Consider the following 18,934-nt stretch of genomic DNA (forward strand, 5'->3'; position numbering starts at 1 on the left):
CGTGGCCTCGAACGGTACTTATACCGTTTCCCCGATGCTTGCGCGTCCCAACCAAGGCGTGCGGCGTCGTGATTCCGCGGCGCGTTTTCCGTCTCGCCATCGAGCTGAGCGAGCCGCACGAGTCATGTTCATGGGAGATGATCTGAATGAACGCTTGGTTATCGTGGCGTCCCACCGAGCAGCATGCGCAAATCGTGCGCAACTTGCTGCGTCGCGGGACGCGTGTCAGTCACCATCTATTCAGCGTTGTCGGCTGTTTCGCTGTCGCGGTCGCGCTTGCACTGTGGCTGCTGCCGACCGTGCGCGGCACGCTCGCCGCGAAGCTGATGCCGGTCGTGTCCGCGGCCGTGCAGGCCGGTCCGGCCCGTCTGCTGTCCGGCCATCCGCTGCCGAATTTCGCGCCTGCCGGCGCGCAGCCGCAGCAGGAAGAGAATCCGGAAACGGATGCGCTTGCAGTCGGCCTCGACGTCGCACCGGAAGCCGCCGCTCAGGGCGCCCAGGGCGATGCGTCCGATCCGGCCCGTAACGGCCCGTCGCCCGTCGCGCTGGCGAAACTGATCCCGATTCAGCGCGTGGCGGCCGATGCCCGCGACGATCGCGCGCTCGCGTCGAACCGCGAACAGGCGCTCGTCGCCACCTATCTGTCGCGCCGTTACCGCGTCGCCCAGGAGCCGCTCGGCCAGCTCGTCAAGGCGGCGTTCCAGACCGGTCGCGACGTCGGCCTCGATCCGCTGCTGCTGCTGTCCGTGATGGCGATCGAATCGGGCTTCAACCCGTACGCCGAAAGCGGCGTCGGCGCGAAGGGGCTGATGCAGGTCATGTCGAAGGTGCATTCCGACAAGTTCGAGTATTTCGGCGGCACCGACACCGCGCTGCAGCCGCTCGCGAACCTGCAGGTCGGCGCGCTGGTGCTGAAGGACTGCATCGCGCGCGGCGGTTCGCTCGCGAACGGCCTGCGCCTGTACAACGGCTCGACGAATCCCGACGACAACGGCTACGGCGCGAAGGTGATGGCCGAACGCGGTCGCCTGCGCGACGTCGCGCGTGGCCGCAGCGTGCCGATCAACGCGCCGCAGGCGCCCGCGCAACCCGCGAAGCCGATCGTCACCGCCGCTGCCGTGACGGCCGCGGCAGGCGGCGCGAAGCGCGTGCATGCGACGCTCGATGGCACGACCTCGATCAAGGCGGCGCCGAAGGAAGCCGCCCCGCAGGACGACGCGAGCGTCGATACCGCGAAGCAGTCGCACGGCGATCATTCGGAGCTCGGCGCGTAACGGTCGCGTTTCGGCGGCTCCGGCCGGCACGACATGAAAAAAGCACCCGAATCGGGTGCTTTTTCTTTTTGCGATGCGTGAAGCGGCGGTACGCCCCGGCCGCGGCGTCAGTGCCGACAGAACAGCGCCGCGAGCCGGTCGACGGCCTCTTCGAGCCGCGAGTAGGCCGTCGCATAGGACAGGCGGATATAGTCGCGCGGCGCATGGACACCGAAGTCCATGCCCGGCACCAGCACCACGCCTGCGTCGTGCAGCATCGCCTGCGTGAGTGCGGCGCTGTTGCCGGCCGCCGGGTGGGCGACGCCGCCGCAATGCGCATACACGTAGAACGCGCCGTCTGGCATCACCGGCACCGTGAAGCCGAGCCGTTCGAGCGCCGGTGCGATGAAATCGCGGCGGCGCTTGAATTCGAGCCGACGTGTTTCGTAGATATCGAGCGTCGCGGGTTCGAAGCAGGCGAGCGCCGCGTGTTGCGCGAGCGCGGACGGGCAGATGAACAGGTTCTGCGAGAGCTTCTCGAACGAGCCGACGAGCGCGGGCGGCACGACGAGCCAGCCGAGCCGCCAGCCCGTCATGCTGAAATACTTCGAGAAGCTGTTCACGGTGATGACGTCGTCGCCGAACGACAGCGCCGAGACGGGCGCGGCGTCGTAGCTGAGCCCCTGGTAGATCTCGTCGACGATCGTGAAGCCGTGGCGTGCGCGCACCGCTTCGACGATCCGCTTCAGTTCGTCCGGTTCGAGCGACGTGCCGGTCGGGTTCGACGGCGACGCGAGCAGCACGCCGCGCGTGCGCGCGTTCCAGTGCGTGCGGACGTCGTTTTCGGTGAGCTGGAAGCGTGCGTCCGGGCCGCTCGGCACGAGCACCGGGCGACCTTCGGCCGCCGCGACGAAGTGCCGGTTGCACGGATACGACGGGTCGGGCATCAGCACTTCGTCGTCGCGGCCGACCAGCGCGAGGCACGCGAGCAGCAGCGCGGCCGATGCGCCGGCCGTCACGACGATCCGCTCGGGCGCGATCGCGAGGCCGTACGCGCGCGCATAGTGCGCGGCGATCGCCTCGCGCAGCGGCGCGATGCCGAGCGCGCTCGTGTACTGCGTGACGCCGCGGCGCAGCGCGGCCGCGGCGGCCTCGACGACCGGCTCCGGCGCGGTGAAATCCGGCTCGCCGATGCCCATGTGGATAACGTCGCGTCCCAAGGACTCGAGCCGCTGTGCCTCCTTCATCAATTCCATCACGTGGAAGGGCTGGATCGCGTCGACGCGTGCGGCGAGCGTGACGAGCGAATCGGCGGTGGTATTCATCGGCGGGCGGGGCGGAGGGGAAAAGAATGAAAAACGGGCGCTTGCGCGCCCGTGGACCAACCAACGGTATCAGCCGTTGCGACGCGCCTGCGTTTCGGCGGGGCGCAGCTTCGCGGCCAGCTTGTCGAGCACGCCGTTCACGTACTTGTAACCGTCGGAGCCGCCGAACGTCTTCGCGAGTTCGACGGCTTCGTTGATGATCACGCGATACGGCGTTTCGACGTGGTGCGTGAGCTCGAACGTCGCGATCAACAGCACCGCGCGTTCGACCGGTGACAACTGATCGATCGGACGGTCCAGCGACGGCGCCAGCGCTTCGACGAGCGTCGCATGTTCGCGGATCACGCCGTGCAGGATCGCTTCGAGCAGTTCCTTGTCAGCCTTGTCGTAACCGAGCGCGCCGCGCAGTTGCGCGTCGATCTCGCCGGAGGGCGCGTTCGACAGCAGCCACTGGTACAGGCCCTGCGTCGCCAGCTCGCGCGATTGTCGGCGGGCGCTCTTCTTCATGCGCGCTCCTCTTCGTCGTCTTCGTCTTCCTCTTCGTCCTCGTCGTCGCCGAGCTGGTCGAGCGCCATCGTCAGGTTGGCCATCTCGACGGCGACGCGTGCGGCGTCACGACCCTTTTCGGTCATGCGCGCGACGGCCTGCTCGTCGGTTTCGGTCGTCAGGACCGCATTCGCGATCGGCAGGTTGAAGTCGAGGCCGATGCGGGTGATGCCCGCGCCGCTCTCGTTCGACACGAGTTCGAAATGGTAGGTCTCGCCGCGGATCACCGCGCCGAGCGCGATCAGTGCGTCGAACTGGCCGCTTTCGGCGAGCTTCTGCAGTGCGAGCGGGATTTCCAGCGCGCCGGGCACCGACACGAGCAGCACGTCTTCACCGGTGACGCCGAGGCGCTCCAGTTCTTCGACGCACGCGTCGGCGAGGCCGTTGCACACGGGTTCGTTGAAGCGCGATTGCACGATGCCGATACGCAGGCCGTCGCCTTCGAGATTCGGTTGGTATTGTCCGATTTCCATGATCTGGTCCGTGGTGTGGATGAACGGTTATAGGGCGAAAGCGCCGTGGCGGGTTACGCGTGGGACGCCGGGCAGGACTTGGCCTCGCCGCCGGGCATCGGAATGAAGCCCGTGACTTCGAGGCCGTAGCCGGACATGCTGCCCAGCTTGCGCGGATTCGACAGCACCTGCATCTTGCCGACGCCGACATCGCGCAGGATCTGCGCGCCGATGCCGAACGTCTTGAAATCGACCGGCCGGCGCTTGAGCGCAGCGGCCCTTTCTTCCTCGTCGAACGCCTTGAAGACGTCGATCAGGTGTTCCTTCGTATCGCCGCAGTTGAGCAGCACGATCACGCCGAGGTCGCGTTCCGCGATCTCGCGCATCGCGGCGTCGAGCGTCCACGAGTGCGTCGAGATGCCCGTCTCGAGCAGGTCGAGCACCGACAGCGGCTCGTGCACGCGCACTGGCGTATCGACGTCGGGCGACGGCATGCCGCGCACCAGCGCGATGTGCGGCGAGCCGCTCGGCTGGTCGCGGTACAGCACCGCGCGGAACGTGCCGTGCGCGGTCTGCATCGTGCGCTCGGCGATCCGCTCGATGATCGATTCGGTGCGGCTGCGGTACTGGATCAGGTCGGCGATCGTGCCGATCTTCAGGTCGTGTTCCTTCGCGAATTCGATCAGGTCCGGCAGGCGCGCCATCGTGCCGTCGTCCTTGATGATCTCGCAGATCACCGCGGCCGGCGTGAGGCCCGCGAGCGCGGTGAAGTCGCAGCCGGCCTCGGTGTGGCCCGCGCGCACGAGCACGCCGCCCGGTTGCGCCATGATCGGGAACACGTGGCCCGGCTGCACGATGTGCTCGGGGCGCACGTCGTGCGCGACCGCCGTGGCGATCGTGTGCGCGCGGTCGGCGGCCGAGATGCCGGTCGTCACGCCTTCGGCCGCTTCGATGCTGACCGTGAACGCGGTGCCGTACTGCGTGCCGTTGCGATAGGTCATCAGCGGCAGGTGCAGCTGCTTGCAGCGTTCCTGCGTCAACGTCAGACAAATCAGGCCGCGGCCGTACTTGGCCATGAAGTTGATCGCTTCCGGCGTGACGAATTCGGCGGCGATCACGAGGTCGCCCTCGTTTTCGCGGTCTTCTTCGTCGACCAGGATCACCATCCGGCCGGCTTTCAGCTCGGCGATGATGTCGAGCGTGGAGGCGAGCGTCATAAGGGGGCGAGAAAGAGGAAAGTGCGTATTTTACGCCAGCCGGGCGGCGTTTCGGCTGGCGCGGGCCGGGCGGGGCCGGCCTGCGCTCCGGAAAGCGCTGTGGCCGGCCTGCGCGCGGGTGCGCACGGCAGCGGGCCGGCGGTGCGCGGCCGCGCGTCACGCGTGCTCGTTGCGCCCACCGAGGTAGTCCAGCTTGCCGAGTTCGACGCCGCTATGGCGCAGGATGTCGTACGCGGTGGTCACGTGGAAGAAGAAGTTGGGGAGCACGAAATTCAGCAGATACGACTGGCCGGTGAATTCGATCGGCCCGACGCGCATCTTCAGCACGACCTGGCGCGTCTCGCTGCCGTCGATCTGCGCGGCGTCGAAGCTTTTCAGGTAGTCGATCGTCTTCTGGATGCGCGCATACAGCTCGTCGAAGGTCTGCTCGACGTCCGGGTAGCTCGGGATGTCGACGCCGGCGAGCCGCGCGGCGCAGCCCTTGGCCGTGTCGGTCGCGATGTAGACCTGGCGGACGAGCGGCAGCATGTCCGGATAGAGGCGTGCGCCGACGAATACCGACGGGTCGATCTGCTTTTCGGCCGCATGGGCCTGCGCCTTGCCGAGGATGTGTTGCAGGTTGGTGAGGCCGCGGATCAGGACGGGCAGCGAAGCCTGGTACATGGAGATGGACATGGGAACGACTCCTGTTGGAAGAGAGGCGGCGCGGTACGCGGCACGTCGTGCGTTGCGGCGTTGAAACCGCTGTCGACGCATCTTAGCGCGACGGCATGACCCGTGCGCGTCGTTGGCCGTTTGGCCAGGTGTCGGCTGGCCAAACGGTCAACGACCGAACGCGATCCCGATGGCGGCGTGTCGGTGTCCGGCGACGGAGCGGCCCGGCACGAAGTAGGGTGGGAGCAAAGCGCGGCGCGGCCCGTTCGGCCCATGCACGCTATCGGGCCGGTGGCCGGCGAGTGGTCAAGCGACGGGGCGGCGGCGACGCCCGAACCATGCCGGGCGAACCGCCAGCCGTCATTCCCCCCACCGAACGGCGCTGGCCGATCAGTCCTGATGCACGCCCTGCGACGACGACAGCATCCGCTCCACGTACCGCGCGATCATGTCGACTTCGAGATTGACCTTGTCGCCGGCCTTCACGTGACGCAGCGTCGTGACTTCGACCGTATGCGGAATCAGGTTGATCGAGAATTCGCAGCCGTCCGCGCGATCGTCGATCGTATTGACGGTCAGGCTCACGCCGTTCACCGTGATCGAGCCCTTGTACGCGAGATAGCGGCCGAGTTCGCGCGGCGCGACGATCCGCAGTTCGTGCGACTCGCCGACCGGCGCGAAGCGCGACACGGTACCGAGGCCGTCCACATGGCCCGACACGATATGCCCGCCGAGGCGATCGTGCGCGCGCAGCGCCTTCTCGAGATTCACTTCGCCGGGCTGCGCGAGGCCGACCGTCCGGTTCAGGCTTTCGCGCGACACGTCGACGTCGAACGCGGTATCGGTCTTTGCGATCACCGTCATGCACGCGCCCTGGATCGCGATGCTGTCGCCGAGCGCGACATCGGCCAGGTCGAGCCCGCCGGCCTGCACGGTCAGGCGTACGCCGGCGTCGGCCGACGTGCCGAGCGGGGCGATCGATTCGATGCGGCCGACGGCCGCGACAATTCCGGTAAACATCGTGACGATTCCGTTCAGTGAGAGGCGTCGGGCGACGCGAGCCGCGCGAGGATCCGCAAGTCGTCGCCGATCCGCTCGATACCGTGGAACGACAGTCGGGTGCGCGCATCGAGGCTCGCCGGCGCGGCGAGATCGAACATGCCGGCCGCGTCGGCGCCCAGCAGGCTCGGCGCCAGATACACCAGCAATTCGTCGACGCACCGTTCGCGCAGCAGCGAACCGTTGAGCTTGTGGCCGGCCTCGACGTGCAGCTCGTTGACGCCGCGCGCGCCGAGCGCCGCCAGCATCGCGGGCAGGTCGACCTTGCCGTGCGCGTTCGCGAGCGGCACGATTTCCGCGCCGCGCGACTTCAGCACGTTCGCGCGGACCTCGCCGGCGGCGTCGAGCCGGCCGCAGAAGATCAGCAGCGGCGCGCCTTCGAGCAGCCGCGCGTCGAGCGGCAGGTCGAGGCGGCTGTCCACGAGGATGCGTTGCGGCTGACGCGGCGTGTCGATGCCGCGCACGGTCAGCAGCGGATTGTCCTCGCGCACGGTGCCGATGCCGGTGAGGATCGCGCACGCGCGGGCGCGCCACGCGTGCCCGTCGAGGCGCGCGGCCTCGCCGGTGATCCACTGGCTTTCGCCGGACGGCAGCGCGGTGCGGCCGTCGAGCGATGCGGCGGTCTTCATCCGCACCCACGGGCGGCCGCGCGTCATCCGTGACACGAAGCCGATGTTCAGCTCGCCGGCCTCGTGCGCGAGCAGCCCGCAGCGCACGTCGATGCCCGCATCGCGCAGCATCCCGAGGCCGCGGCCCGACACCTGCGGATTCGGGTCTTCCATCGCCGCGACGACCTTCGCGACGCGCGCGTCGATCAGCGCGTTCGCACACGGCGGCGTGCGGCCGAAATGACTGCACGGTTCGAGCGTCACGTACACGGTCGAGCCCGCGACGTCGTGGCCGCGCGCACGCGCGTCCTTCAGCGCCTGCACTTCCGCGTGATCCTGGCCGGCCGGCTGCGTGAAGCCTTCGCCGATCACCTCGCCGTGCTTGACGATCACGCAGCCGACGCGCGGATTCGGCGCGGTCGTGTACATGCCGCGCGCGGCGAGCGCGAGCGCGCGCTGCATGTGGGCGAAATCGGTATCCGAGAACATGCGCGCGGCCCCGGGTCAGGCGGCGAGTGCCGCGAACGCGCGGCGCGCGGCCGCGAGCGTCGCGTCGATCACCGTGTCGTCGTGGGTGCTCGACACGAAACCCGCCTCGTAGGCCGACGGCGCGAAGTACACGCCCTCGTCGAGCATCAGGTGGAAGAAGCGGTTGAAGCGCTCGGTGTCGCTCTTCGTGACTTCCGCGAAGCTGCCCGGCACGCGCTCGGCGAAGTACAGGCCGAACATCGCGCCGATCGAGTCGGCCGCGAACGGCACGCCGGCCGCGCGCGCTTCGGCCGCGAGGCCGTCGGCGAGCCGCTTCGTCTGCGCGGTGAGCGCGTCGTAGAAGCCCGGCGCCTGGATCAGCTGCAGCGTCTTCAGGCCCGCGGCGACCGCGATCGGGTTGCCCGACAGCGTGCCGGCCTGGTAGACGCCGCCGAGCGGCGCGAGGTGGGCCATGATGTCGCGGCGGCCGCCGAACGCGGCGGCCGGCATCCCGCCGCCGATCACCTTGCCGAGGCAGGTGAGGTCGGCCGCGATCCCGTAGTGCGCCTGCGCGCCGCCGAGCGCGACGCGGAACCCGCACATCACCTCGTCGAAGATCAGCACGGCGCCGTGCTTCGTGCACAGCGCGCGCAGCGCGTTCAGGAATTCGGGCGTGCCGCGCACGAGGTTCATGTTGCCGGCCACCGGCTCGACGATCACCGCGGCGATTTCGTCGCCGAACGCGCCGAAGGCTTCCTCGAGCGCGGCGACGTTGTTGTATTCGAGGACGGTCGTGTGCTTCGCGATGTCGGCGGGCACACCAGCCGACGTCGGATTGCCGAACGTCAGCAGGCCCGAGCCGGCCTTGACCAGCAGACTGTCCGCGTGGCCGTGGTAGCAGCCCTCGAACTTCACGATGCGGCTGCGGCCCGTGAAACCGCGCGCGAGACGCAGCGCGCTCATCGTGGCCTCGGTGCCGCTCGACACCATCCGCACCTGCTCGATCGACGGCACGAGCTTGCAGATTTCCTCGGCGATCTCGATCTCGGCTTCGGTCGGCGCGCCGAACGAGAAGCCGTCGGCGAGCACGTTCTGCACGGCCGACAGCACTTCCGGATGGACATGGCCGACGATCATCGGGCCCCACGAACCGATGTAGTCGATGTACTGCTTGCCGTCGGCATCCCAGAAATACGGGCCTTGCGCGCGCGCGACGAAGCGCGGCGTGCCACCGACCGAACGGAACGCGCGTACCGGCGAGTTGACGCCGCCCGGAATGGTCTTCTGGGCGCGTTCGAAGAGGATCTGATTGTTGGACATGAGCGAAACCTGCGAGAGAACGGCGCGGGGGCCTGTGCACGGGCCGCGGCGCCTGGGCGGAACGATCGTCCGATTGTACCGGAGACGCGCGAGGCAGGCCCGCCGCCGGTCCGCGGCCTTTCGGCGCGCAGGGGATTGCCGGGCCGGGTAATGCAGGCCTGATTCGACCCGGTTTCCGGTCACCGTGGCGGCTTGCGCTTGCCGGTCAGCTCGGCCCAGCGCTTTTCGAGTGGGCCTTCGACCATCGGCTTGATCGACGTGCCGGAGCTCTGCGCATCCCAGGTCTGCACCGAATACGGATGGACGCGCAGCGCGTCGCGCGCAATCACGACGTCCTGATGCGCGTCGACGAGCCAGTCGTACACGAAGTCGATGCACAGCCGGTAACCGCGCCTGGTCGCCGGATCGGGCACCTCGTAAGGTGCGCGTGTCACGTAGCCGGAGCCGAACACGCCCTTGGGCGCCTGCGCGACGCGGTGCAGGAATACGCGGTCGCCCGGCAGGATGCCGCGCGCGAAGCCGCAGCCCCATACGTCATGCACGGCCTCGCCGGCCTTCACGCGCGCGGCGACGTCGGGCAGTTCGGGCCATGGCCATTTCTTGGGGCTCCAGATCAGCAGGAAAGCGGTCATCGGGTCGGTCGTACGTCGAATGGATCGGACAAGTGCGGCGGGCAGCCGCAAGCTTAATCGAATCCGCCGGCGTGCTCGTGGGTATGCGCGACGCGCGTGGGCGGTTCCCCGGCCGCCGCCGCGCGGTCCGAGGCACGCAAAAAAGTTGCGCGTACAATCATGGGCCTGAACGCGCCGCTTGCGGTGCGGCTTCCCGTCTTCACCGTCACGCGCGCCCCGATGCGCGCGGACTCCCATTCCGGATACCCATGTCCCACGTCGTCCGGCGCCGGCCCGATGCCCGGCTGATCCTGTTGCTCGGCGCGCTCGCTGCCTGCGGGCCGATCGCCACCGACATGTACCTGCCGAGCCTGCCGTCGATCGCCGCCGGCTTTTCGGTCAGCCCCGGCGCCGCGCAGCGCACGCTGACCAGCTTCATGGCCGGCTTCTCGATCGGCATGCTGCTGTACGGCCCGCTGTCCGACACGTGGGGCCGCCGGCCCGTGCTGCTCGGCGGGATCGCGCTGTTCACGCTCGCGAGCGTCGGCTGCTTCGTGTCGGGCTCGATCGACATGCTGATCGTCGTGCGCTTCCTGCAGGCGCTCGGCGCCGGCGCCGCGTCGGTGCTCGCGCGTGCGATCGCACGCGACGCGCACGAGCCGAGCGACGCGGCGAAGGTGCTGTCGATGGTCGCGATCGTCACCGCGGTCGGGCCGCTGCTCGCGCCGCTGATCGGCGGCCAGATCCTGCGCTTCGCCGGCTGGCGTGGCGTGTTCGTCGTGCTGGCCGTGTTCGGCGCGATCTGCGCGACGACCGCGTATCTGCGGGTGCCCGAAACCTGGCCGAAGGAGCGGCGCAAGAGTGCGGCCGTGCTCGCGTCATTCGCATCGTACGGGCGCATCCTGTCCGACCCGGTCGCATGGGGGCACATGCTGTGCGGCGGGATGGCGTTCGCGTCGATGTTCTCGTACATCACCGCGACGCCGTTCGTGTACATCGAGTATTTCCACGTGTCGCCGCAGCACTACGGGCTGCTGTTCGGCCTGAACGTCGTCGGGATCATGATCGGCAACTTCGCGAACACGCGCCTCGTCGGCCGCGTCGGTTCGCTGCGCATCATCGCGGCCGCGTCGCTCGTGAGCTGCGTCGCGTCGCTCGCGGTCGCGCTCGTCGCGCTGACGGGGTGGGGCGGGCTGTGGTCGATCGTCGTGTGTCTGTTCTTCGTCGTCGGCGTGGTCGGGATCCTGTCCGCGAACTGCACGACCGACCTCATGCACCGCTATCCGCACAACGCGGGCGCGTCGGCGGCCGTGTTCGGCGCGATGCAGCTCGCGCTCGGCGCGCTGGCGAGCGTGGCGATCGGCGTACTCGCGGACGGCACGCCGTTCGCGATGGGCGTGACGATCGGCGTGTCGGGCCTGCTGTGTTTCGCCGGGCGCTACCTCGTGCTGCGCTGGCACGGCCGGCCGGTGAAAGCGGGCGCCTGAGCCGCCCCGCCAGCCGGGCCGCGCAATGAAGAACGCCACCGCGCGCGATGCGCCGGTGGCGTTTTTCATCGGGACGCGGGCAGCGGCGCTCGCCGCGCCGCGCGTCAGTCCCGCGCGACGTCCTTCGCCGCCGGCGACGCGCCGTGGCTCAGCCAGTCGAGCACGTCGGCCGTTTCGTCGTCGGCGGCGCGCGCCTTCGCCTGCGCGACGGCCTCGGGCAGCTCGCCGTTGGTCGACGCGCGACGGATCGCGACGCCGACCGCGAGGATGTCGATCATCAGCAGATGCAGAATCCGCGAGATCATCGACAACTGCGATTCGCGCATCTCGATGTGGTCGGTCTCGAGCGCGACGGTCGCGCGCTTCGCGAGCGGCGTGTTGCTCGACGTGATCGCGATCACCTTCGCGCCGGCCTGCATCGCGACGTCGAGCACGCGCAGCAGCTCGGGCGCGCGCCCCGACTTCGACACCGCGACGATCACGTCGCCCTTGCCGAGCAGCGCGGCCGACGCGGCCTGCATGTACAAATCGCCGTACGCGATCGTCGGAATCCCGAAGCGGAAGAACTTGTAGTGCGCGTCCTGCGCGACGATGTTCGAATTGCCGAGCCCGTAGAACTCGATGCGCCGCGCGCCGTTCAGGATCTCGATCGCGTTTTCGACGTGCTCGAAATTCAGGTGCTCGCGCAGTTGCAGGATCGCGGACACCGTGTTGTCGAGCACCTTCGCGCCGAAATCGGTGGCCGTGTCGCCGAGATGCACCTGGCTGTGGCTCATCGGAATCGTGCCGGTGAGACCGGTCGCGAGCTTCAGCTTGAAGTCCGACAGGCCCTGGCAGCCGAGCGAGCGGCAGAAGCGGATCACCGTCGGCTGGCTCACGTCGGCCTTGCGCGCGATGTCGACGATCGGATCGTTGATGATCGAGCGCGGATGGTTCAGCGCGAGATCGGCGACGCGGCGTTCGGCCGGCGTCAGCGCGTCGCGCATCTGGCGGATCCGCTCGAACACGGCAGACGACGCGCCGCCGGAACGATTCGACAACTGCTCCGCGAGAATCGCCGACACGCCGAGGAACGCCGGGTATTCGGCGGTGATCAGGTAGGTCGGGATGTTCTCGAGATAGTGCGCGAAGCGGCCCTTCGCCTCGAAGCGCGCCCGGAACGACGAGCGCGTGAACAGCTCGCCGAGCTTCAGCGCGACACCGCCGCCGATATAGACGCCGCCGAGCGCGCCGAGCGTCAGCGCGACGCTGCCGGCGAACGAGCCGAGAATCCCGCAGAAGCATTCGACCGTCTCGAGCGCGAGCGCGTCGCCCGCATGCGCGCGCTCGACGATCTCGACCGTATCGACGGACGCGGCGACGCGCTTCTTGTCGCGCGCGGCGAGCGCCCGGTAGATGATCTCCATGCCGGGGCCCGCGCACACGCGTTCGAACGATACGTGCGGAAATTTCTTGCGCGCGTATTGCAGCACCAGATCCTCGCGCTCGTCCTGCGGCGCGAACGACGCATGACCGCCTTCGCTGCCGAGCGCGATCCAGCGGTCGTCCGCCGGAATCAGGCCCGACACGCCGAGTCCGGTGCCGGGCCCGAGCAGCCCGATCACGCTGTTCTGGCGGCGCGTGCCGCCGCCGATCTGTACGCGCTGCGCATCGGTCAGGCCGGGCAGCGCCATCGCGAGCGCGGTGAAGTCGTTGACGACCAGCAGCGTGTCGAAGCCGAGCGCGCGGCGCGTCGCCTCGATCGAGAAGCGCCAGTCGTGATTGGTCATCGTGACCTGATCGCCGTCGACCGGGTTCGCGATCGCGATCGCCGCGTGGTTCACGCGGCTGATCTTCACGTCCTTCAGATACTTGCGGATCGCGTCGGTGATCGTCGGATAGTCGGCGCCGGGATACACGCGGATCTGCGTGATCTCGCCCGGGCCGGTTTCCAGCGCGAAGCGCGCGTTGGTGCCGCCGACGTCCGCGAGCAGGCGCGGGCCGTCGGCATGCTGACCCGCGACGACCGCCTTACTTTGCGCACCAGTAGACATCGAGCTGGGTCCCCTTGTCGTTGGCCAGTTGGGAAATCGCGTTCTTCTGCAGCGACGCGGCCGCGGCGTCGAGCACGTCGCGCTTGCGGGCACCCGCGATCAGCAGGAACAGCCGCTCGACGCGCTTGAGCGCATCGAGCGAATAGCTCACGCGTGCATGGGGCGCCGCGCCCGGATGCACGGCGACGAAACGCTCGGGCGTCGTGATCGCGTGGTCCCATTCGGGCGCGTCGGCGAAGATCGACGCGGTGTGGCCGTCCTCGCCCATGCCGAGCACCGCGACGCTCGGCACGCGGTAATCGGCGTTCGCGTTGAGCGCGGCGACCCGTGCGTCGAGCGTGGTGCGCGTGTCGACGAGCGGCAGAAAGCGGGCAGGGGCCGCCGCGTGCTGCAGCAGCGTGTCGCGCACGAGTTGCGCATTGCTCGCCGCGTCGTCGTCCGGCACCCAGCGGTCGTCGACCAGCGTGACGTCGACGCCGGCCCAGTCGAGCGCCGCATGCGACAGCGTGTGCAGGAACGGGCGCGGGCTGGTGCCGCCGGACACCGCGAGCGTCGGGCGCGCGGGGCCGGCGAGCGCCGCGCGCAGCGCGTCGCCGACGGCGCGCGCGAGCGCTTCGCTTTGCGCTTCCTGGGTGTCGAAAGCGTGGATCTCGATCACATCTCCTCCGGACTGCTTTGTCTGTTTAAATCGTACGAATCGTGAAGCGTGTTGCCGCGTACGGTGGCGTACGCGGCAACGGGTTGCATCAGTTTTCTTCTTCGAGCCAGCAGGTGTCGTGCTGCGCGAGCATCGCGCTCGACGCGGCCGGCCCCCACGTGCCCGCCGCGTACGGCTTCGGCGGCTTCAGCGTGCGTGCCCATTCGTTCAGGATCGGCTCGACCCACTGCCATGCGGCTTCCTGTTCGTCGCGACGCACGAACAGGGCGAGCCGGCCGTTGATCACGTCGAGCAGCAGGCGCTGGTACGCCTCCATCTGCCCTTCCTTGAAGAACTGGTCGAACGCGAGGTCGAGGTGCACGCTCGCGAGATTCATCCCTTCGCCCGGCTGCTTCGCGAGGCAGTACAGGCGGATCGTCTCGTTCGGCTGCAGCCGGATCACGAGACGGTTCGCACCGGGGCGCAGCGCGGAGGCCCCGAGCGCCGAGTGCGGCACCGGGCGGAAGTTGACGACGATCTCCGCGACGCGGTCGGCCAGACGCTTGCCGGTGCGCAGGAAGAACGGCACGCCGGCCCAGCGCCAGTTCTCGATCTCGACCTTCAGCGCGACGAAGGTTTCGGTCTGGCTGTCGGGCTTCACGCCCGGCTCGGTCGCGTAGGCCGGCACCTGCACGCCCTTGATCACGCCCGCATGATACTGGCCGCGCACCGCGACCTTGCCGATGTCGCGCGGATCGACCGGCTTCAGCGCACGCAGCACGCGCAGCTTCTCGTCGCGCACGGAGTCGGAATCCATCGAGTGCGGCGGCTCCATCGCGACGATCGACAGCAACTGCAGCAGGTGGTTCTGCACCATGTCGCGCAGCGCGCCCGTATTGTCGTAGAAATCGCCGCGCGCCTCGACGCCGAGCTCCTCGGCGATCGTGATCTGGATGCTCTCGACCCATTCGCGGCGCCACAGCGGCTCGAACAGCGCATTGCCGAAGCGCAGCGCGAGCAGGTTCTGTACCGGCTCCTTGCCGAGATAGTGGTCGATCCGGTAAATCTGGCCTTCCGCGAAGATTTCGCCGACCGCGTCGTTGATCGCGTTCGACGACTTCAGGTCGTAGCCGAGCGGCTTCTCGAGCACGATGCGCGAGCCTTCGTTCAGGCCGACCGACGCGAGCGCCTTGCAGATCGGCACGAACAGCGACGGGCCCGTCGCGAGGTAGAACACGCGAATGCCGGGCAGATGCGCGATCGCGTCGCGCAGCACGCCGTAGTCCTCCGCGCGGCCGAGGTCGAGGTTCACGTATTCGATGCGCTCGAGGAAGGACTTCCAGGCGCTTTCGTCGAATGCGCCGCCGGCTGCCTTCGCCGCATGCGGTTTCACGTGCGTGTCGACCCACTCGAGATAGTGGGCCCGGTCCGATTCGTGTCGCGCGACGGCGATGATCCGGCCGCCTTCCGCGAGCATGTTGCCGCGGTGCGCTTCGAACAGCGCGGGCAGGATCTTGCGCATCGACAGGTCGCCGGTGCCGCCGAAAAGTACGAAGGTAAAGCTGGAATCGGTATGCATGTGTCTCCGCCGTGTTGGGGTGCTCGGAAGCGATCCGTAGTGCGATAAAAATATTTTTGACACTGAATTGTAGTTTAACTACAATCCGCCGCAAGGGGTAGCACCTGGGTGAAGAAAAAAAGAAGTGCGGTCGATGAGCTGCGCGAGCTTCGCTTCCGGGAACGCCTTGTGCCGAATGTTATCGGACATTGACGGAGCGCATCGTCCGCGCGCCGTCGAGCCCCGGGCTCGTGCCGCATCGCGGCGGGCCAGAAACACAAAGAGGAGACACGCCGTTGAATCTCGATTCACGCTTTCTGTAAGAGCCCGGCCGGTCATCGGCCCGTACGCTGCAGGCGTCCCGCGGCTCGATTTCCCCGTCGTTATCAAGAAGCCGGTTCCCGGTCAGGGAACTTCACGAGTTGATTCAGTCTGGAGGAGATAAGTAATGAAAGTTCGCTCGATCATGGGCGCGCTCTGCGCCGCAGGCCTGATGGCTGGCGCCGTGGCGGCGCAGGCAGCCGAAAACGTAACCGTGCTGCACTGGTGGACCTCGGGCGGCGAGTCGAAGGCCGTCGGCGTGCTGAAGGACGACCTGCAGAAGCAGGGCTACGTGTGGAAGGACTTCGCGGTCGCGGGCGGCGCCGGCGCCGCGGCGATGACCGCGCTGAAGACCAAGGTGATCAGCGGCGACTCCCCGTCGGCCGCGCAGATCAAGGGCCCGCTGATCCAGGACTGGGCCGACCAGGGCGTGCTCGTCAACATCGATTCGGCCGCCGGCGACTGGAAGCAGAACCTGCCGCCGGAAATCGACAAGATCATCAAGTACAAGGGTCACACCGTCGCCGCGCCGTTCTCGGTGCACCGCGTCAACTGGCTCTACATCAACAAGGCCGCGCTCGACAAGGTCGGCGCGAAGGTGCCGACCACCTGGCCCGAATTCTTCGCGGTGGCCGACAAGCTGAAGGCCGCGGGCATCCAGCCGATCGCGATGGGCGGCCAGCCGTGGCAGGACCTGACGCTGTGGGAAGACGTCGTGCTGTCGCAGGGCCCGGCGTTCTACAAGAAGGCGCTGGTCGATCTCGACCAAGCGACGCTGACGTCGCCGCAGATGCTGTCGGTGTTCGACACGGTGCGCAAGATCCAGGGCTACTTCGATACCGGCCGTAACGGCCGCGACTGGAACCTCGCGACCGCGATGGTCATCAACGGCAAGGCCGGCATGCAGTTCATGGGCGACTGGGCGAAGGGCGAGTTCGAGAACGCCGGCAAGAAGGCGGGCAAGGACTATATCTGCGCGCCGGTGCCGGGCACCGCGAATTCGTACACGTTCAACGTCGATTCGTTCGTGTTCTTCCAGCAGAAGGGCGAGAAGAACGCGACGCCGGGCCAGCTCGCGCTCGCGAAGACGATCATGACGCCGGACTTCCAGGAGCAGTTCAGCCTGCTGAAGGGCTCGGTGCCGGTGCGTCTCGGCGTGAAGATGGACAAGTTCGACGACTGCGCGAAGAAGTCGTATGCCGACGAGCAGACCGCGATCAAGTCGGGCGGTTTCGTCCCGTCGCTCGCGCACGGCATGGCGCAAGGCGACGCGACCGCCGGCGCGATCACCGACGTCGTGACGAAGTTCATGAACTCGCAGCAGGATTCGAAGAGCGCGGTCGCCGCGCTCGCGAAGGCCGCGAAGGTCAAGTAACGCGCGCCAGGCGCCCGGCCGGAAACGCTTCATCGGCCGGGCGTTTTTGCATGTGCAGCAAACGGGCTCGCCCGCGGGCTCGTGCCGTACCCGGCGCCGGCCCGGCCTGCGCCGCCCTCGTTCCAGGAGTCGAATCAAGTGGCTGCCCCTCTTAGCGGAAACGGATCCGGCGCTGCCGCCGCACGGCGTACGTCGCCGATGTCGGCCTTCGCCGATCGCTGGATCCCGAAGCTCGTGCTCGCGCCGAGCGTCGCGATCGCCGTGGTGTTCATCTACGGCTTCATCCTGATTACCGGCTATCTGTCGCTGACCAACTCGCGGCTGTTGCCCAACTACGAATTCGACGGCTTCGACCGTTACACGGACCTGTTCCAGAACGACGTGTGGTGGACTTCCGCCGCGAACCTCGGCTGGTTCGGGATTCCGTTCATCGCGATCTGCGTCGGGCTCGGGCTGTTCCTCGCGATCCTGCTCGATCAGCGGATCCGCAACGAAGGCGCGCTGCGCGCGATCTTCCTGTACCCGATGGCGCTGTCGTTCATCGTCACCGGCACCGCGTGGCAGTGGATCCTGAACCCGGGCCTCGGCCTCGAGAAGGTGATGCACGACTGGGGCTGGACGAGCTTTTCGTTCGGCTGGCTCGACGATCCGGACAAGGCGATCTTCTGCGTGGTGATCGCGGCCGTGTGGCAGTCGACCGGCTTCGTGATGGCGCTGTTCCTCGCGGGGCTGCGCGGCGTCGACGGCGAGATCTTCAAGGCCGCGCAGGTCGACGGCGCGACGCTGCCGACCATCTACCGCAAGATCGTGATCCCGAGCATGCGCCCGGTGTTCTTCTCGGTGCTGCTGATCCTCTGCCACATCACGATCAAGACCTTCGACCTCGTCGTCGCGCTGACGGCAGGCGGCCCGGGCACGTCGTCGTCGCTGCCGGCGATGTTCATGTACACGTTTTCGTTCAACCGCGGCCAGCTGGGCCTGGGCGCGGCGTCCTCGGTGATGATGCTCGCGACCGTGGTCGCGGTGCTGGTGCCGCTGATGTATATGGAATCGAGGAGCACCCGCAATGCAGCCTAAGATGACGATCAGCCGGGCAGTGATCTATGCGGCGCTGATCCTGTTCGCGCTGTATTTCCTGTTCCCGATCTACGTGATGCTGTCGACGTCGTTCAAGGACCTCGACCAGCTGCGCACCGGCAACCTGCTGACGCCGCCGTCGCACTGGACCGTCGATCCGTGGGTGAAGGCGTGGAGCGGCGCGTGTACCGGCGTGCGCTGCGACGGGATGAAGCCGTTCTTCCTGAACTCGCTGCAGATGGTGATTCCGGCCGTGCTGATCTCGTCGCTGATCGGCGCGTTCAACGGCTACGTGCTCACCCACTGGCGCTTTCGCGGCGCGGATGCGCTGTTCACGATGATGCTGGTCGGCTGCTTCATCCCGTTCCAGGTGATCCTGCTGCCGATGGCGCGCCTGCAGGGGATGCTCGGCCTCGCCAATACGATTCCGGGCCTCGTGTTCGTGCACGTCGTGTACGGGATCGCGTTCACGACGATGTTCTTCCGCAACTTCTACGTGAGCGTGCCGGCCGAACTCGTGAAGGCCGCGCGCATCGACGGCGCGGGTTTCTTCACGATCTTCACGAAGATCCTGCTGCCGGTGTCGCTGCCGATCTTCATGGTGTGCCTGATCTGGCAATTCACGCAGATCTGGAACGACTTCCTGTTCGGGATCGTGTTCTCCGGCGTCGACTCGATGCCGATCACGGTGGCGCTGAACAACCTCGTCAACACGTCGACGGGCGTGAAGGAATACAACGTCGACATGGCCGGCGCGATCATCGCCGCGCTGCCGACGCTGCTCGTCTACATCGTCGCCGGCCGCTACTTCGTGCGCGGGCTGACGGCGGGCGCGGTGAAGGGGTAAGCGCGGCTTTATCCGATACGACGAACCGGCCGCGCAGGACGCGCGGCGCATCGAAACGAACCCGACGCGGCGCCGGAGCGCGCCGC

The 18,934-nt window shown here is 67.8% G+C and carries 17 protein-coding genes; 5 read left to right on the forward strand and 12 right to left on the reverse strand.

The annotated features are described in order from the left end of the window. Positions 1-146: 146 nt before the first annotated feature. The gene (locus WS54_RS17650) at positions 147-1,274 is read left to right on the forward strand and encodes a transglycosylase SLT domain-containing protein (protein ID WP_059779569.1); all 1,128 of its coding nucleotides are present in this window, start codon (positions 147-149) and stop codon (positions 1,272-1,274) included. A 107-nt stretch (positions 1,275-1,381) separates the two neighbouring features. Here WS54_RS17650 and WS54_RS17655 read toward each other — a convergent pair whose 3' ends face one another. The 9 genes from WS54_RS17655 to WS54_RS17695 all read right to left on the reverse strand — a co-directional run bounded on the left by WS54_RS17655 (position 1,382) and on the right by WS54_RS17695 (position 9,534). After that, positions 1,382-2,578, reverse strand: a complete 1,197-nt coding sequence (locus WS54_RS17655; protein ID WP_059779570.1) for a pyridoxal phosphate-dependent aminotransferase — start codon at positions 2,576-2,578, stop codon at positions 1,382-1,384. 69 nt (positions 2,579-2,647) lie between these two features. Further along, the gene (gene nusB, locus WS54_RS17660; protein WP_006476662.1) at positions 2,648-3,085 is read right to left on the reverse strand and encodes a transcription antitermination factor NusB; all 438 of its coding nucleotides are present in this window, start codon (positions 3,083-3,085) and stop codon (positions 2,648-2,650) included. Continuing rightward, entirely contained in the window at positions 3,082-3,597 is a 516-nt protein-coding gene (gene ribH / locus WS54_RS17665; protein WP_034206641.1) for a 6,7-dimethyl-8-ribityllumazine synthase, read from the reverse strand. The genes nusB and ribH overlap by 4 nt, the downstream gene beginning before the upstream one ends. A 53-nt stretch (positions 3,598-3,650) precedes the next feature. Next, the gene (gene ribBA / locus WS54_RS17670; protein ID WP_034206642.1) at positions 3,651-4,793 is read right to left on the reverse strand and encodes a bifunctional 3,4-dihydroxy-2-butanone-4-phosphate synthase/GTP cyclohydrolase II; all 1,143 of its coding nucleotides are present in this window, start codon (positions 4,791-4,793) and stop codon (positions 3,651-3,653) included. 156 nt (positions 4,794-4,949) lie between these two features. Continuing rightward, a complete protein-coding gene (locus tag WS54_RS17675; protein ID WP_059779571.1) occupies positions 4,950-5,468 on the reverse strand; it encodes a DUF1993 domain-containing protein in 519 nt (172 codons plus the stop codon). A 369-nt stretch (positions 5,469-5,837) separates the two neighbouring features. Then, positions 5,838-6,467: a riboflavin synthase gene (locus tag WS54_RS17680; protein WP_059779572.1), complete on the reverse strand. Its 630-nt coding sequence runs from the start codon at positions 6,465-6,467 to the stop codon at positions 5,838-5,840. A 14-nt stretch (positions 6,468-6,481) separates the two neighbouring features. Further along, positions 6,482-7,603 (reverse strand): bifunctional diaminohydroxyphosphoribosylaminopyrimidine deaminase/5-amino-6-(5-phosphoribosylamino)uracil reductase RibD, encoded by a 1,122-nt coding sequence (gene ribD, locus WS54_RS17685; protein WP_034206645.1) that lies wholly within the window; start codon positions 7,601-7,603, stop codon positions 6,482-6,484. A gap of 15 nt (positions 7,604-7,618) precedes the next feature. Then, a complete protein-coding gene (gene hemL, locus WS54_RS17690) occupies positions 7,619-8,902 on the reverse strand; it encodes a glutamate-1-semialdehyde 2,1-aminomutase (protein WP_059779573.1) in 1,284 nt (427 codons plus the stop codon). A 179-nt stretch (positions 8,903-9,081) separates the two neighbouring features. Next, on the reverse strand, positions 9,082-9,534 hold the full coding sequence (locus tag WS54_RS17695; RefSeq protein ID WP_059779574.1) for a hypothetical protein: 453 nt from the start codon (positions 9,532-9,534) through the stop codon (positions 9,082-9,084). A gap of 248 nt (positions 9,535-9,782) precedes the next feature. On the opposite strand from WS54_RS17695, the gene WS54_RS17705 reads away from it, so the two are divergent. After that, positions 9,783-11,000 carry a Bcr/CflA family multidrug efflux MFS transporter gene (locus WS54_RS17705; RefSeq protein ID WP_059779575.1) on the forward strand — a complete coding sequence of 406 codons (1,218 nt, stop codon included), beginning with the start codon at positions 9,783-9,785 and terminating at the stop codon, positions 10,998-11,000. Positions 11,001-11,104: 104 nt separating this feature from the next. Here WS54_RS17705 and WS54_RS17710 read toward each other — a convergent pair whose 3' ends face one another. The 3 genes from WS54_RS17710 to zwf form a co-directional block, all read right to left on the reverse strand. Then, positions 11,105-13,033 carry a bifunctional transcriptional regulator/glucokinase gene (locus WS54_RS17710; RefSeq protein ID WP_027783791.1) on the reverse strand — a complete coding sequence of 643 codons (1,929 nt, stop codon included), beginning with the start codon at positions 13,031-13,033 and terminating at the stop codon, positions 11,105-11,107. Continuing rightward, positions 13,011-13,691 (reverse strand): 6-phosphogluconolactonase, encoded by a 681-nt coding sequence (pgl, locus tag WS54_RS17715; RefSeq protein ID WP_034206649.1) that lies wholly within the window; start codon positions 13,689-13,691, stop codon positions 13,011-13,013. Before pgl ends, WS54_RS17710 begins: the two co-directional genes overlap by 23 nt. Positions 13,692-13,779: 88 nt before the next feature. Beyond that, the gene (zwf, locus tag WS54_RS17720; protein WP_034206650.1) at positions 13,780-15,249 is read right to left on the reverse strand and encodes a glucose-6-phosphate dehydrogenase; all 1,470 of its coding nucleotides are present in this window, start codon (positions 15,247-15,249) and stop codon (positions 13,780-13,782) included. Positions 15,250-15,676: 427 nt separating this feature from the next. Between zwf and WS54_RS17725 the strand changes: the two genes are divergently transcribed. The 3 genes from WS54_RS17725 (at position 15,677) to WS54_RS17735 (ending at position 18,848) form a co-directional block, all read left to right on the forward strand. Next, entirely contained in the window at positions 15,677-16,924 is a 1,248-nt protein-coding gene (locus WS54_RS17725; protein WP_034206651.1) for an ABC transporter substrate-binding protein, read from the forward strand. 138 nt (positions 16,925-17,062) lie between these two features. After that, entirely contained in the window at positions 17,063-18,001 is a 939-nt protein-coding gene (locus tag WS54_RS17730) for a carbohydrate ABC transporter permease (protein WP_034206652.1), read from the forward strand. Then, positions 17,991-18,848, forward strand: coding sequence for a carbohydrate ABC transporter permease (locus WS54_RS17735; protein ID WP_034206653.1), 858 nt, complete (start codon positions 17,991-17,993; stop codon positions 18,846-18,848). The genes WS54_RS17730 and WS54_RS17735 overlap by 11 nt, the downstream gene beginning before the upstream one ends. The last annotated feature ends 86 nt before the right edge of the window (positions 18,849-18,934 follow it).

The organism is Burkholderia sp. NRF60-BP8 (assembly GCF_001522585.2).
Lineage (GTDB): Bacteria > Pseudomonadota > Gammaproteobacteria > Burkholderiales > Burkholderiaceae > Burkholderia.